Here is a 14157-nt window from a genome sequence, read left to right on the forward strand (position 1 = left end):
TCACCTGTGTGGTGGCGGCTTCGATATCCTCCCGCGTGTCCTGCAGCAGGGCCGCTGACAGCGCCGTCTGTTCGTCCAGCGCCACGCGGTGAATGGCGTAGATCAGCAGGACGGGATCATCCGCAGACAGCGGGATGCCGGTGTCACTCATCAGCCTGCGACGCAGCTCATCCAGTGACAGACGCGGCACAATCTGACCGGCGGACGGGCCGGAGGGGGTGGCAGGAGTGTTTTCCCTGTCGTCAAACCCGGTTTCCGGTCCGAAATCGTCATAGAAATCCGGGGGTGGCCCCCGATCATTCTCATAGGAGTGCATCGCCCGGCCCCTCAGAAATTGGCGGCGGAGATGCGACCGTTGATCTGGCCCCAGACTTTCCGCAGGCGGCTGCGTTCAACAATCCCGAAGGCTTCGGACGTGCTGGCTTCGGCGAAGGTCAGCCGGGCCGAGGTCATGCGCTTGATGTCTTCGCCGGTGGTCTGGGGCGGCACGGCGGGCAGCTGGATGATGGCAGCGATGCGGGCCTTAAAGCGGGCGAAGAAGGGGCTCTGTTCGAAGGTGAGCGATCCCTTGTCGCTCTCGATCAGGATTTGGCCGAAGTACTCGTTAAGCCACACGACGATGGCCCCATTGGGGATAGCCTTCGCCAGATTGACCAGACCCTGAGCCGTATCGTGGAGCGCCTGCCCGCCGGTCAGGACGGTGTGCAGGAACACGGTGTGCCCTGCGTCTTCCAGAACCTCGATAATATCAGCCTCAATCATGTACGCGATCAATGGCATGAAGGTCGCAGCGCCGTTGTCTACGACAGCGACGGCATCGTCCGGGAGGACGAGCAGTGCCTGCATAAGGACGTCAAAATTGCGTGGATTGATCTCTCCTTCCTTTTCTCCCAGCCGGACTACGTGGGTCGAGAACGCCGCATAGCCCCCGAACGTCTGGTTCACCGGGTCGGTGTCGAAGCAGTGGGGGGTGATCCCCCGAGACAGGAAGTGCTGGGCCAAGAGCGCCGAAATAAAGGATTTACCGACGCCGCCCTTGCCCTGCAGCGTGAAATGGATCTGTGCCATTGTGGGGATCCCCGTTGTTTTAATGGATTGAAAGTGGACAGCCCCCGGCGGTCACAGCGACCGCAAGGGGTCGTGTGTCAGTTGGTGCCGTCGTCGTCGTCGCCCAGCATCAGGGGAGAGCCGTTCGGTGTGCCCGTCAGAGGTGTGGCGGGCTGGATCGTGGATTGATAAGGTGAGGGGAGAGCGCGCGGTGGTGATGCTGCGGTCTGGCGTTTTGTGCTGCCCGTGGTCAGATTTGACGGGGAGCGTCCTGTTTTCGCTTTGGGCTGAACCCAGCGAAAAAAAGAGGAGCGGCTGAACCCTTCAGCCTGTCCTTCGGCAACCAATGCGTCATAAACAGCCGCTGCCGTTTCTCCGCTCTTGATGCGGCGTTCGATTTCTTTGCTCAGTACGGCGATGGCCGTCTTCGCTTTGCCCCATTGCTTCGACATGTATCTTGGCCCGCTTTTCGTGCGCCTTGACACATTGGTCGTTCGTATGGTTTGTTAAGGACAGGGCACGGCAGGATGCCTGTCCAATCAATGCAATGGCTCACTTGACGGTGGCCCCCGCAACCAAAAATAAGCCGTCAACTCATCGAGTTGGCGGCTTATTTGTTTGTGCCGAGCTGTTCCTGAACATTTGTACCAGCTGTCACCCTTCAAGAGCTTCATCGAGCATTGAGGAGAATTCGATATCCGGATATAGTTCAGCGACTTTTTGGCGTACTCTCTTAAGGTAGTCTCGCCGATACAAACTTATCGTGTTCACGGCCGGAGCGCGAGCTTTCCTGACGGCCCCAAGGAATGTACTCATATGAAAGGCATCTTGTTGGCAGGCGGTAGCGGAACTCGGCTACTCCCTTTGACCCAGACCCTGTCAAAGCAGTTGCTGCCGGTCTATAACAAGCCCCTGATCTACTATCCGCTCAGCACCCTGATGCTGGCAGGTATCAGGGAGATCCTGATTATCTCGACGCCGCGTGATCTTCCGATGATCGAGCGGCTGCTGGGGGATGGCAGTCAGATTGGCCTGTCGCTGCACTACGCCGTTCAGGAAAAGCCAAACGGAATCGCCGAAGCATTCACGATCGGTGCTGACTTCCTGCAGGGTGAACCCGTTTGCCTTGTCCTCGGCGACAACATCTTCCACAGTCATGAGTTACCCCATCTGCTGGCACGAGCCACAAACCGCAAGGAGGGGGCCTCGGTCCTTGCCTGCCGAGTCAGTAATCCTTCAGCCTATGGTGTGGTCGAGCTGGACGCCACTGGCAAGCCGATCCGACTGGTGGAAAAGCCTGCCAAGCCCGCGTCGAACTGGGCCGTCACAGGCCTGTATTTCTATGACGGTCAAGTGCATGACATTGCCCGCTCCTTGCGCCCCTCACAGCGCGGTGAACTGGAAATCACTGACATTAACCAAATCTATCTGGAGCGGGGCCAGCTGAACATTGAGTTCATGGGGCGGGGTGCCGCTTGGTTCGATGCCGGAACATTCGATAGCCTGCTAGGGGCCAGCCAGTACGTTCACATGCTGGAGGTCCGTCAGGGCCTGATGATCGGACTGCCCGAGGAAATTGCTTGGCGTATGAACTACATTTCCACCGATGACGTCCGTGCCACGGCTAAGGCCATGCGCAACAATCCGCTCGGCAATTACCTGCTGGGCCTGCTTGATGAGCCCCGCGCCCATGCTTGACCACCTGGTCCGGATACTCCCCGTTACCACCATCAAGGATGAACGGGGTGCCTTGGGTATCGTCGAGCTGGCCCGGTCATGCGGCTTTTCCGCCAGCCGCTTTTATTTTCTGTACGACGTCAGAAAGCCGCGTGGCGGGCATGCCCACCGGCGTCTGCGCCAATGCTTCATCGCTTTTGCCGGGCGCGCTGAAATCACCGTGGATTCCGGTAGCGAACGGCGCACCATTGTTCTTGATTCACCCGAACAGGCGCTGATTATCAATCCGATGGTGTGGCGTGACCTAGACATGACCCCGGATACCGTCCTCGGCGTTCTGGCTTCGGAACCCTATGACGAAGCGGAATACATCCGCGATTACGAAACCTTCACCGCGCTGGCCTTGGAAAGAATCGGAAATGATTGTCCCGTTCGTTGATCTAAAAGCTCAATACCTTGCCATTCGCGACGAAGTCCGCGCTGCCATCGACACGGTATTCGACCAGTGCGAATTCGTTTTAGGCCAGGAGGTAACGGCATTTGAGGCCGAATTTGCCCGCTATTGCCATGCCAAACATGCTCTGGGCGTGGCCAATGGTCTGGACGCCCTGACACTGGTGGCGCGCGGCTTGGGTATCGGCCCTGGTGACGAAGTAATTGTGCCGGCCATGACCTTTATTGCCTCGGCCCTGGCATTCAGTCAGGTAGGGGCCACGCCGGTTCTGGTAGATGTGACCTCCGATAGCGCCCTGATTGATCCCGCCCGGATCGAAGCCGCCATCACCCCGCGGACGAAGGCTATTTGCGCCGTGCACCTTTATGGTCAGTGCGCGGACATGGCAGCCATCACTGCGGTCGCCGCCCGCCATGGGTTGCCGGTCATTGAAGATGCTGCACAGGCTCACGGTGCTGACGATAATGGTCTCCGTGCAGGCAGTTTGGGTCTTGCCGCCTGCTTCAGTTTTTATCCGGGCAAGAACTTGGGGGGCTATGGTGACGCCGGCGGTATCTGCACCAACGACGACGCTTTGAACGAACGGCTGTCCTCGCTGCGCAATTATGGTGCCAAGGTCAAGTACCACCATGAGCAACTGGGGGGGAACAGTCGCCTCGACTCCATTCAGGCAGCCATCCTGCGGGTCAAGCTGCGCTATCTGGATGGCTGGACCGCTGCTCGTCGCCAGCATGCAGCCCGTTATGATGCCGTACTGGCCGACCTGCCTCAGGTGCGTCGTACAATCTATCGGCCCGGCTCAGTCTATCACCTTTACGTCATTCGGGTCGCCGACCGGGATGCCGCTCTGACTAAACTGCATCAGGCGGGGATCGGTGCTGGCATCCACTATCCCTTTGCCCTGCATCAGCAGGAATGTTACCGCGATCTAGGCTACCAGCCTGGTGACTTTCCTAATGCCGAGGATTGGGCGGCCCATTCCATCAGTCTGCCGCTGTACGCTGAACTGCCCGAGGATGCTCCTGAACGGGTTGCTGCCGTGTTGAGGGTCCTTTGACCCGCGCGCCGCTCCACTGGGAGAAGCTGGGCCGGATTCTTGACCAGAACAGCCTCGACCTGCCTTGGTTTAAACGGAATGTCATGGTTCCGGTGCCGTATCTGCGCCGCGACGGCGTCCTGCGCATCTTTCTGTCGCTATGCGACCAGGACAATGTCAGCCGGATCGGTTATGTGGATGTCAATCCTAACAATCCGCAGGAAATTCTGGGATACAGCCGTACCCCGGTTCTGGATATCGGTGTCCCTGGTGCCTTTGATGATAGCGGTGTCCTACCCGCCTCTCTGGTGGTGGATGGCGACCGCTTGGTTCTGTTCTATTCGGCCTACCAGTTACTGAAAAAGGCGCCTTATGCGATTTTCACCGGCATGGCTGTCAGTACTGACGATGGCGACAGTTTCACCCGCCTGTCGGGCGTACCTGTTTTAGAACGGCGCGACGATGAGCTGTTGATGCGGTCATCGGCGGTTTGCCAGCCCGATCGCAATGGCTTCCGTCTGTGGTATGCCGCCGGTGCCGGGTGGGATTCTTTTGGTGGCAAGGATGTGCCGCGATATGACATTCAGGTCTTGACCTCGGCCGATCTTCACCGTTGGGATGCAGTACCGCAAACCGCCATCAGTCTTGGGCGTGATGAGATTGGTCTGACCGTCCCATCCGTCTGGCGCGAGGATGGCCTTTATAAAGTGATCTATTCTGTCCGCCATCGTGAAAAAGGCTACCGCCTTGGCTATGCGGAGTCTATCGATGGTACCCACTTCACCCGCCAGGATTCCTTGGTTGGTCTGGACGTATCTCTCACCGGCTGGGACAGCGAAATGGTCTGTTTCGCCAACCGCATTACCTGTGGCGGTCGAACCTACCTGTTTTATTGCGGAAACCATTATGGTCTGGATGGGATGGGCTGTGCCGTCCTGATCCCCTCTGACCGCCGGGATGGTGCTGAAAATGTATAGCATCATCCATTACACCCCGGAGCGGCGCGACGAGTGGAATGCTTTTGTCGCCAGCAGCAAGAACGGTACGTTTTTGTTCGACCGGAACTACATGGATTATCATGCCGACCGCTTCGCCGACGGGTCGTTGATGATCTACGAAAATGCAGGCAGTAAGCTGGTCTCGGTGCTGCCTGCGAACATCAAGGGTAAAGAAATGGTCAGCCATGGCGGCCTGACCTATGGTGGGCTCGTGGTGGGGCCTGCTATGACCACTCCCATGTTCCTTCAGATGTTCGAGGCGTTGTGCGATCATCTGCGCCAGTTGGGTCTGGACAGCTTTGTCTATAAGACTGTTCCAACCATTTACCACCGCTTGCCCGCCGAGGAAGACCGGTACGCCCTGTTTCTGTCCAAGGCGGTTCTGTTCCGCCGCGACACTCTATCGGTACGCCGTATCGGCAGTGGTGTGAAGATTCAGGAGCGCCGCCGCCGTGGCATGAAAAAGGCTACGAATGCCGGTCTGACCGTCCGCCTGAGCCACGATTACGCTGCCTTCTGGGAAATTCTTGAAGCCAATCTCAAGGAACAGCACGGCACCCGCCCGGTGCATAGTTTGGCTGAGATCACCTTGCTCTCTGAGCGCTTCCCGAACAACATCCAGCTAGCTGCCTGTTATGATGGTGACCGTATGCTGGCCGGAACAGTTCTATACCGGACCCCCACCGTACTGCATGCCCAATATATCGGCAGCAGCAAGGATGGGCGCGATGCCGGGGCCCTGGATCTGTTGTTTGGTTCAATCGAAACGTTTGCTCAAGATGAGATCTGGTTCGATTTCGGCATCTCGAATGAAGCCGGATCGGTCCTTAACTCCGGTCTTATCGAATTCAAGGAAGGTTTTGCCGCACGCACCGTGGTTCATGATTATTACCGCGTGGACCTCAACGCCTGTCGGCCTGAACGGCCACGCTTCGCCTTGGGCGATGCCATCGAAATCGGCAATATCCCCAATGATCAGCCCATCCGCCTGACCGTCAACATCATCACCTATAACCAAAAGGACATGATCGGTCCGTTCCTGGACGACGTCATGGCTGAAGTCGGCACTATGGACGGTGTGGAGGTTCTGGTGGGCGATGATGGGTCGCAGGACGGCACTCAGGATGTGCTGCGTGACTATGTCGAACGCTGGCCCGGACGCCTGCGCGCTATCTTGGGCAACCGTAACGTGGGCCCCTGCGCCAACGGCAACCGCAATATGGCCGCTTCCCGGGGGCAGTACGTTGCCTTGCTGGCCGGTGATGACAAGGTGCTGCCGGGAAAATTTCACCGCCAGATGGAGTTTTTGGACCGACACCCCGATGTCGGGCTGTGTTACCACGACATTTTGGTGGTGTCGTCCACCGGCGAGTTCGCTCCCTGGCGTTTTAGCGACCGTCATCCGATGTACCGCGGTAACGCTGCCACGGTGATTCGCCATGGCTCGTTCTTTTCGGCGCAAACGCCGATGGTCCGCCAAAGCTTGCTGCGGGAAGCTAACATGCGTCCTGAACTGGGGTGTTCGGGCGACACTGTGTTTTTCGCCGAAGCCCTGGAGCGGACAGGATTGCGCATCGACTTCGTCCCCGGCGTCTATATGCATTACATCAAGCATGGTCAGAATTTGACCATGGCCGCGACGGACCAGATTGCCACCGAGAAGGCACGGGAAATCGAAGTATTACGTGCTCTTTTCCCGCAGTACCCTAACGAGGTATCCTTGCGGGCTGCGGATCACGAATTCATTCTGGCCTTCCGCTGCCTGCGCAATATGAATATCGGTCCAGCTCTGTCCCATCTGATCAGAAGCATCGCCCTGTCCGGTTGGAAGTGGACAGCGCCTCGCATCATTGCCAGCGAGATTCTTTTTCGGATCAAACGGCTAAGACATCAATAAGGTCTCTTGGCCGCCATTCTGGTGGTTAATAAGGCCCGGACCATAACGGCGAAGCCCGGAAGAAGATCATGACCGAGAAGCATCACTTGAAACATTCCAATCTTAACTTCGAGGAATTTCGCCGTCGTGCCTGCGACCCATCGCTCAGCGCCGAGGAAAAAATCGGGTTTCCCGATGCCTATCGTGCGGGTAAAGGCGGCGCGATCCTGAACGATATCATCGCCAAGGCATCTAATCTGACTGTGCCAGGCCGTCGTGTTCTGGATATCGGCATCGGTTGTGGGGAACTGGGGGCCAGCATTGCCCAGTACTGCAAGGCAAACGGCCACAGCTTGACCGCTATCGACTCACCTGAGATGCTGGCGAATTACGACAGCGACGTGCGCAAGATCGGCGGGCGCTTCCCTGAGGAATGCGAACAGGCGCTAGGCGACGATGTTTTTGACGTCATTATTATCTATAGCGTCCTGCAATATGTGTTTGCCGATCAGAACATTTTCGCCTTTGTCGATGTTTGCCTGTCCCGTCTGGCTGATGGTGGCCAGCTGTTGATCGGTGACATTCCCAACACGTCCATGCGCAAGCGTTTCCTGGCCAGTCCCGCTGGGCTGCGTCATCATCAGGCGTCTTTCGACCCGAACGGCAGTCCGAACGTCACGTTCAATGTTCTGGAGCCTAAGGAAATCGACGACGGCGTTCTGCTCGGTGTCCTCGCCCGTTGCCGGGCTGCCGGTTTCCATGCTTTCCTGCTGCCCCAGCCAATGCACCTGCCGATGGCAAATCGGCGGGAGGACATGGTTGTGATTCGTCCCTAAAGCGTTTCACCCGGTTTAAAGCTCTTAGAGTAACATGACGCGATACCGCGTCGTGGGTGGGCCGGATAGTGGTGGTCTCCAGTAATCAAATAGCTGTTCTTCGCCACTTATTTTAAAGAATAAATCTTTTGGCGCCGTGAACTTTGGGCGAAAGCCCCGGGCTGTACGTCATTTACAGTCTGTTAGCTGCCCCCGAACGGGACGGGTTTCGAGATCCGCAAAGAAACAATGACTTTGGCGCTGACCTGAGATCGAAGTTTCCTCCGGTTATGGGTGGAGTCCCGTGTGGTTTTGATGCCCGAAGCGGGCGGTAATGGCAAGTAGGGCTGGGGTATGCCCCAGCCCTGCTTGCGTCGCGGCCTTGACGGCGGCTTCGGTGGGGGTGAGGCCACCGAGACCGGAGTGGGCCCGCACGTGATTGTAGTCGTCCTTCCAATCGGCCAAGACGCGATGAGCATGGGGCAGTGACGCAAACAGCGTCTCGTTGAGGTACTCATCGCGGAGCTTGCCGTTGAAGCTCTCGACGAAGCCATTCTGCATGGGCTTGCCCGGCGCGATGTAATGCCAGTCCACCTGGCGATCCTGGCTCCAGCGCAGCATGACCATGCTGGTGAACTCGGTGCCGTTGTCGCTGACGATCATCAGTGGCTTGCCGCGGCTGGCGAGCAAACCATCCAGTTCGCGGGCGACGCGGGCGCCTGACAACGAGGTGTCGGCCACCAGCGCCACGCATTCGCGGGTGAAGTCGTCCACCACGGTCAGGATGCGGAACCGCCGGCCGTCGCGGAAGGCCTCGGCGACAAAGTCCAGCAACCAGCGCTGGTTCAGCCCCTCCGGGATCGTCATCGGCGCCCCTGTGCCCAAAGCACGCTTGCGCCTGCACCGCCGCCGCACCTGGAGCTTTTGTTCTGCATACAATCGACGCTGCTTCTTCTGGTTCATGGCATGGCCCTCCCGGGCCAGCAGGAGATGAAGGCGGCGATATAGCTCGCGCAATCGCTCCTGATCTCGGTGTCATCGGGGGCCGGGAACGGTAGCGGATCGATGACCGATCCGCCTCCAGCACGAGACACGCCCGCCGCTGGCTCACGCCATGATTGGTACAGTTTGGCCTGCTCCTTGAGGATGCCGATGATCTGTTCTTCCGTGAACCGGCTGCGCTTCATAAGTCCGTCTCCGTAGATAGCGAACTCTACCCAAATTTGGAGGAGTTTTCCGGTCTCAGGTCAGGGAGGCGTTCCTTGCCGATATTCGCCAGATTCTTGGTCCTTCTCTGCGGAAGGTGGGCATTGAATCTTCCGGCACACAAAACGCAGGAAGTTCAGGCGGCCATAAAAGCAACGGGCGTATAGTGTTTTTATCTGCCGCCATACTCCCCCGACATGAACCCCATTGAGATGGCTTTATCCAAACTCAAAGCCGCTGCTGCGGCAGGAACCACAGCGCACCATTGATGCGCTGTGGGATAAGGTTGGCAGACTTATCGAGTGTTTCTCTCCACGGCAGTGTGCAAATTTCTTCAAAGCAGCGGGTTATGTACACTCAATTTGAAAACGCTCTATGTCTCAGGCTGTTTACCCGAGAGACCCATATTCGGCAGATCTTGGGAGTCCCCTCAGTGAGTCAATCTCACCGCTGACTGGTATAATATTACCCTTCCCTCGCAACATTATCTTTGGCTCAATGCATCCAGCAGATCGGCGGGATTGATCTGATAATCGGCATGAATGTCATGATCCTTGGATGCTCCTAGGACGAATGAGACCTTGACGTCAAATGGTCGGGCCATATTATCCCAGTAAAAATACGCGTTCTCCCGCTTTGCTGCTGCCAAGACGACCACGTTAGTATCTGGCTTACAGAACATCAGATTGGCTAGGGCCGCCCCGCCCGGCGCCACAATCCAGCGGGCGCCTGCCATGGCCGCGACTTGCTCGAGAAAAGACATCTGGCCCGTATCGATGGAGGTGAAACCCTGCTCCTCCAGAATCTTTTCGATCTCGTCGTTATTGAGCAAGCTGCGCATACTGCTTTGACGGCGGAGGTATAAGCGCTCTCCACAGTGTGGAAAGTCAGCTGCTGCCGTGTGCATAACGTGACGCATCTGCCTGAGGGCGTGACCATTAAAATGGCCCTCGACAAAATTATTACCCCGTTTGCCGCGAGACCCAGCGGGAGCATAGCCCACACTAGATGTCAAATGGAGACGCCCAACCTTAACGGAATATCGCGACGACAGAAGATAGAGCCTGCGCTCTGGCCCTGCAGCAACCCGGGCTGACTCCAGAATGGAAGCCGGTAGGCCATCATTCAGGATCAGAGGGACATCTTTGAACTGTGGCTGGCTACAGAACAGGACGATTTTAGGGAGAATTTCCGTAAGCCAATGAGCAAAATTCGCAGATGCAGTATCCGTGAAAGATGCAGCCTCAGGAATCTCGAGCGCCCACTTGGTTGGTAGGAACCAACTCGCAAATTGATAATCCCAACAAAACCTTGTGTAACACCGATACTCTTCAAAAACGATTTCTTTTTTAATATTAATGCTGTCACTGTATATAGCATTCAGATCTTTAACAATAATCCCCGTGCCCGCAAAAACCAAAGCATCTTCGATGACGCTGATATATGCAGGGGGCATCTCGTATTTATAATAGCTTTTAATTCCAAGTTCCTCAATGGCCCTGGAAGGAAAAATAGAAGGGCGTGGATTGCAAGTTTTATAAGAAGGCGCAACCTCAAGTCGAGCCCCTGTAAGCTGTGCGTATATATTCTGCTTTATGAGTTTGTATTTTTTCTTAGAAAGGTATCCATTTGTCTTGAAAAAAATGCGCATTGCGATCAGGACAACTGAGCGCAGAAGCCTATGCTTCTTGATTCTTTTTCTATAAAAAACCGCGAACTTACTTTGAATAATAGCGTCCATCCACGACGCTCCCGACGCAGGTAAAGTATCCTGGCGAGGAATGACCGTAATACGTGGATCCTCAAAGATCGTATCGTGGCTTTCGTGGATATTCATCGTAGGCGTCGTGACCGCTATCTCGGGAAAAGCTGACCCAGAGTTGCGGTCAGCGGCAGGGCTACTCTCCCAGGGGCTCTGTCGCCCCGCTTAGAGCGTTTACAGAAAAAGGAAACCGGTAGCGCCCAGACACGCTGCCCTATTCTAAAGAGCTGCGCCTTTTCTTCGACCAACCGGTTTCCCTTTACTCAAAAAATGTCCTAAGCCTTGGTGTAGCTGTCGGGGATTTCCTGAGACAGTGCCTCTGGAGTGATCAACCGGGGCAGACAGTCCATGGCACGCAGCCACAGCAGACCGTCGGGCAGCGGATTGATATTCTTTTCAAGGTTCGGCTTCTTTCCGTACAGACAGAGGTCTTTCAGGATGACCGGGAAGTTTACCCCGGCTTCCGCGAAGAACTGGATGGTGGTGAAGAACCGTGAGATGTTCATTTCCGTCGGACAGGGGACCCCGTGACGGTCATAGGTCATGTCTACGCCGAAGATACCATGCGGTCGGGGGCTGATGGCCCGTACAGCATCCAGCGCAACCTGATCGACTGTCGGCGACGAGCAGGTTTCACCGACCTTGGTAATGCCGGAAATGCCCGAGACGGTGGATGCCCCATAGGCCCAGCCGCGCCGACGCCGGGTCTGGGCAACAATCAGCTCACCTTCGTGCCAGATGGAGAGCCAGGTGATCGAATCCTCAGTCAGCAGTTCGGCAGCAAGGAAACTGCCCCAGCCCTTCCATCGCTCAATCCATTCGCGGGCGATGTCAAAATCATTGGTCGGCAGGGAACCGCGTCCACCATTACCGATAGCCATCGACCGGAGCCAGATCGAGCCTTTATCGTCGCCCAGCTCCTTAAAAGCCCGACGCAAATCATCCTCGGTATGGATAATGATGTTTTCCGGCACCGGAACACCAGCAGCCTTGAACTTCACCCAGGATTTGTATTTGTGAACGCAGGTGTCGATGACGTCATAATCCGGCACAATCATGCGCACGCCAAGCGCCTCGATCTCGTCGCGGAACTGCAGGGCGATGGCAATTTCCACATCGTGCTGCAAGATAATCATGTCCGGCCGTTCGTCCCGCAGGAAGCGCAACAGGCAGTCCTTGTATTCCGGCTTGCGGGCATGGGGAACCAGATAGCGACGGGGCGCCTTACACAGGGCCAGATCGTGCAGATCCGAGCCGAGGCCAATGATTTCCTCGGGGCCCCCGCCCATCAGCAGGCAGTTAATGGTGCCGTTGGATTGGGCGCTTCCCGCCCCGGTGACCACAATTTTCTTCATTGGTTGGTTCCTAGAGATCAACATGGGGTATTCGAAACTTCGTCGCCCTTCAGGCCCGACAATTCAACCAGATGGCGGAACGTGGCGTTCCGCGTGTACAGCTCATCAAACGGCCCGCTGTCCACCAACTTGCCACGATCCATCAAGATCAGCCGGTCGCAGGCCTGAAGCGTAGAGAGTCTGTGAGCGATGGCGATGATGGTCCGCGAACCCTTCAGTCCCTGCACTGTCTGGGAAATACGATATTCTGTATCAGGGTCAAGGGCTGATGTCGCTTCGTCAAGAATCAGCAATGTTGGTTCTTTGTAAAGGGCTCTGGCGATGGCCAGACGCTGGCGCTGACCGCCCGAGAAGCGTTTGCCATTTTCCCCGACTGAGCTCTTCATGCCTTTTTCAAGACCCTGGACCGTTTCCCACAATTGGGCCTGACGTAACGCAAGCTCCACGCGGTCCGTGTCGATTTTGTCGAGGTCAACGCCAAACGCGACATTCTCCATCACGCTGCCGTCAAAGATGAAAGGCTGTTGATCTACATAGCCGATGCTGGCGCGCAAACTACGGATGCGCTCATCGGTCATCTCCTGACCATCGACCCGATACGCTCCCTGATCGCCCTTGACGAGACCCAACAGAACAGCAACGAGAGTCGTCTTCCCTGAGCCCGAGGGGCCGATAACACCGATAAACTCGCCCCGCGTCACCGTCAGATTAATGTCGTCCAAGGCCTTCTCACCCGCTTTGGGATAACTGAAGGACAGGTTTGTCAGCTCAAGCTGAGACCTGAGCGGGAGTGGTTGCGGCGGCGACTGTTGGCCCTCACCCGCTCCGGACGTGTCCCGTTTACCGTAACCAATCGTATCGGCTTCCGTAATCAGCAGGTGCAGCCCATAAAGCGCGCTGTTGATGTAGGAAAAAGAGGTCAGACCACGGTTAACCAACGGTATCAGCCGGAACAGCGTCAGTACGATCACCGCCAGGTCTTTGGTGATGGCCTGCGCTGTCTGGCCCGAGTGCACAATCAGGTTGAATGTCAGGATCGTCGTCAGCAGGACAATCAGTTCCGTGGTAGCACCCGGCAGGTTTTTCAGAAACAGAACGCGGCCTTCTGCACCAACAAGGTTATTGTTCGTGGTCTTGAAGATCGCTGCAAAGTATTCTTCTTTCAGATTGATCTTGGTTTCCTTGTAGGCACCAAGCCCTTGCTGCAGCGCAAACATATTCCTGCTGCTCAAGGCGGTGACTTCCTCACCTGCAGCCTGAATCCTTTTTTTGATCATGGAATTTTGTGTGTAAAACAAAATAGCAAAAAACACAGCAATGATTAAAGTAATCATTGGATGTCTGTATACTAGAAATGAACAAATAAATATTGCCGTAAGCGCCTGAGAGCACAATGACAGTACGTGATATGTAAAGTCATTCAGGGTGCTGCTGATCGTGCTGGAAATCAGCGTAATAATTCCTGATGAGTTTCTCTGTGCGTGATAGTTATAATCCGCATCAAGATACTTTCGGAAGAACTCAAGGCCGATGGAAACCTTCCACCGCGACAACACACGGTGTTCCCAGCGTGAGAACCACACCTGGAAAAACGCTTTTGCCAGATAAAATCCGGCAACCATGCCACTGATGATCATGACGTAGGTGGGAATAGGTGGGGAGCCAAACAGTCGGTAGCCAAATCCCAACATCCCACCGCGAACAGCCCCGGCCGGATCGAGGACCAGTTCCAGCAACGGAAAGATCACGAAGATGGTCAGCGTCTCGAAGATGGCCAAAAGCACACTACCCAGCATGATCAACGTCATCGAAGGGCCGTAGCCCTTGCCGAAATAACGCAGAAACATCCGGAAATTGGCGATGATATTAGCTTTTTGGTTCATTTAGGGCAGGTCGTCCCTATGGCAGTCGCACCCGGGGCCGGGAAGAGA

General features: G+C 56.1%; 12 protein-coding genes and 2 pseudogenes. 7 read left to right on the plus strand and 7 right to left on the minus strand.

The genetic code is table 11. The features are described 5' to 3' along the window. The 3 genes from G365_RS21985 to G365_RS23945 all read right to left on the minus strand — a co-directional run. Positions 1–316: hypothetical protein (locus G365_RS21985; protein ID WP_043742083.1), on the minus strand; the 316-nt coding region annotated here is incomplete at its 3' end. Positions 317–327: 11 nt separating this feature from the next. Further along, a complete protein-coding gene (locus G365_RS0116000; protein WP_019646543.1) occupies positions 328–1068 on the minus strand; it encodes a P-loop NTPase family protein in 741 nt (246 codons plus the stop codon). Between the two features lie 77 nt (positions 1069–1145). Continuing rightward, positions 1146–1499, minus strand: coding sequence for a hypothetical protein (locus G365_RS23945; protein WP_155976327.1), 354 nt, complete (start codon positions 1497–1499; stop codon positions 1146–1148). Between the two features lie 364 nt (positions 1500–1863). Between G365_RS23945 and rfbA the strand changes: the two genes are divergently transcribed. The 6 genes from rfbA to G365_RS0116035 all read left to right on the plus strand — a co-directional run bounded on the left by rfbA (position 1864) and on the right by G365_RS0116035 (position 7924). After that, the gene (gene rfbA / locus G365_RS0116010) at positions 1864–2745 is read left to right on the plus strand and encodes a glucose-1-phosphate thymidylyltransferase RfbA (protein WP_026345419.1); all 882 of its coding nucleotides are present in this window, start codon (positions 1864–1866) and stop codon (positions 2743–2745) included. Further along, positions 2738–3163 carry a sugar 3,4-ketoisomerase gene (locus G365_RS21990; protein WP_019646545.1) on the plus strand — a complete coding sequence of 142 codons (426 nt, stop codon included), beginning with the start codon at positions 2738–2740 and terminating at the stop codon, positions 3161–3163. The genes rfbA and G365_RS21990 overlap by 8 nt, the downstream gene beginning before the upstream one ends. Next, positions 3144–4235, plus strand: coding sequence for a DegT/DnrJ/EryC1/StrS family aminotransferase (locus G365_RS0116020; protein WP_019646546.1), 1092 nt, complete (start codon positions 3144–3146; stop codon positions 4233–4235). Before G365_RS21990 ends, G365_RS0116020 begins: the two co-directional genes overlap by 20 nt. Continuing rightward, complete coding sequence (locus G365_RS0116025; RefSeq protein WP_026345421.1) at positions 4232–5191, plus strand: glycoside hydrolase family protein; 960 nt, start codon at positions 4232–4234, stop codon at positions 5189–5191. The genes G365_RS0116020 and G365_RS0116025 overlap by 4 nt, the downstream gene beginning before the upstream one ends. After that, complete coding sequence (locus tag G365_RS23155) at positions 5184–7109, plus strand: GNAT family N-acetyltransferase (protein WP_155976328.1); 1926 nt, start codon at positions 5184–5186, stop codon at positions 7107–7109. Before G365_RS0116025 ends, G365_RS23155 begins: the two co-directional genes overlap by 8 nt. 68 nt (positions 7110–7177) lie before the next feature. Beyond that, positions 7178–7924, plus strand: coding sequence for a class I SAM-dependent methyltransferase (locus G365_RS0116035; protein ID WP_019646549.1), 747 nt, complete (start codon positions 7178–7180; stop codon positions 7922–7924). 267 nt (positions 7925–8191) lie between these two features. On the opposite strand, the pseudogene G365_RS0116040 reads toward G365_RS0116035, so the two are convergent. Further along, positions 8192–9017 (minus strand): annotated as a pseudogene (locus G365_RS0116040) (IS3 family transposase); the annotation flags it as partial. A 199-nt stretch (positions 9018–9216) separates the two neighbouring features. Between G365_RS0116040 and G365_RS24590 the strand changes: the two are divergent. After that, positions 9217–9475: pseudogene (locus G365_RS24590) on the plus strand (transposase); the annotation flags it as partial. Between the two features lie 118 nt (positions 9476–9593). Here G365_RS24590 and G365_RS0116050 read toward each other — a convergent pair. The 3 genes from G365_RS0116050 to G365_RS0116060 form a co-directional block, all read right to left on the minus strand. Continuing rightward, the gene (locus tag G365_RS0116050; protein WP_081628595.1) at positions 9594–10946 is read right to left on the minus strand and encodes a glycosyltransferase family 61 protein; all 1353 of its coding nucleotides are present in this window, start codon (positions 10944–10946) and stop codon (positions 9594–9596) included. Between the two features lie 200 nt (positions 10947–11146). Continuing rightward, positions 11147–12226 carry an ATP-grasp domain-containing protein gene (locus G365_RS0116055; protein ID WP_019646553.1) on the minus strand — a complete coding sequence of 360 codons (1080 nt, stop codon included), beginning with the start codon at positions 12224–12226 and terminating at the stop codon, positions 11147–11149. Between the two features lie 17 nt (positions 12227–12243). Further along, positions 12244–14109 carry an ABC transporter ATP-binding protein gene (locus G365_RS0116060; RefSeq protein ID WP_019646554.1) on the minus strand — a complete coding sequence of 622 codons (1866 nt, stop codon included), beginning with the start codon at positions 14107–14109 and terminating at the stop codon, positions 12244–12246. Between the last annotated feature and the right edge of the window lie 48 nt (positions 14110–14157).

Origin of the sequence: Novispirillum itersonii subsp. itersonii ATCC 12639, assembly GCF_000381985.1 — a bacterium.
Classification (GTDB): domain Bacteria; phylum Pseudomonadota; class Alphaproteobacteria; order Rhodospirillales; family Rhodospirillaceae; genus Novispirillum; species Novispirillum itersonii.

What these genes read in the sequence shown, in the direction of transcription:
- G365_RS0116000 (WP_019646543.1), bottom strand. Translation starts at nt 1,068, where the DNA reads ATGGCACAGATCCATTTCACGCTGCAGGGCAAGGGCGGCGTCGGTAAA.
- G365_RS23945 (WP_155976327.1), bottom strand. Translation starts at nt 1,499, where the DNA reads ATGTCGAAGCAATGGGGCAAAGCGAAGACGGCCATCGCCGTACTGAGC.
- rfbA (WP_026345419.1), top strand. Translation starts at nt 1,864, where the DNA reads ATGAAAGGCATCTTGTTGGCAGGCGGTAGCGGAACTCGGCTACTCCCT.
- G365_RS21990 (WP_019646545.1), top strand. Translation starts at nt 2,738, where the DNA reads ATGCTTGACCACCTGGTCCGGATACTCCCCGTTACCACCATCAAGGAT.
- G365_RS0116020 (WP_019646546.1), top strand. Translation starts at nt 3,144, where the DNA reads ATGATTGTCCCGTTCGTTGATCTAAAAGCTCAATACCTTGCCATTCGC.
- G365_RS23155 (WP_155976328.1), top strand. Translation starts at nt 5,184, where the DNA reads ATGTATAGCATCATCCATTACACCCCGGAGCGGCGCGACGAGTGGAAT.
- G365_RS0116035 (WP_019646549.1), top strand. Translation starts at nt 7,178, where the DNA reads ATGACCGAGAAGCATCACTTGAAACATTCCAATCTTAACTTCGAGGAA.
- G365_RS0116050 (WP_081628595.1), bottom strand. Translation starts at nt 10,946, where the DNA reads ATGAATATCCACGAAAGCCACGATACGATCTTTGAGGATCCACGTATT.
- G365_RS0116055 (WP_019646553.1), bottom strand. Translation starts at nt 12,226, where the DNA reads ATGAAGAAAATTGTGGTCACCGGGGCGGGAAGCGCCCAATCCAACGGC.
- G365_RS0116060 (WP_019646554.1), bottom strand. Translation starts at nt 14,109, where the DNA reads ATGAACCAAAAAGCTAATATCATCGCCAATTTCCGGATGTTTCTGCGT.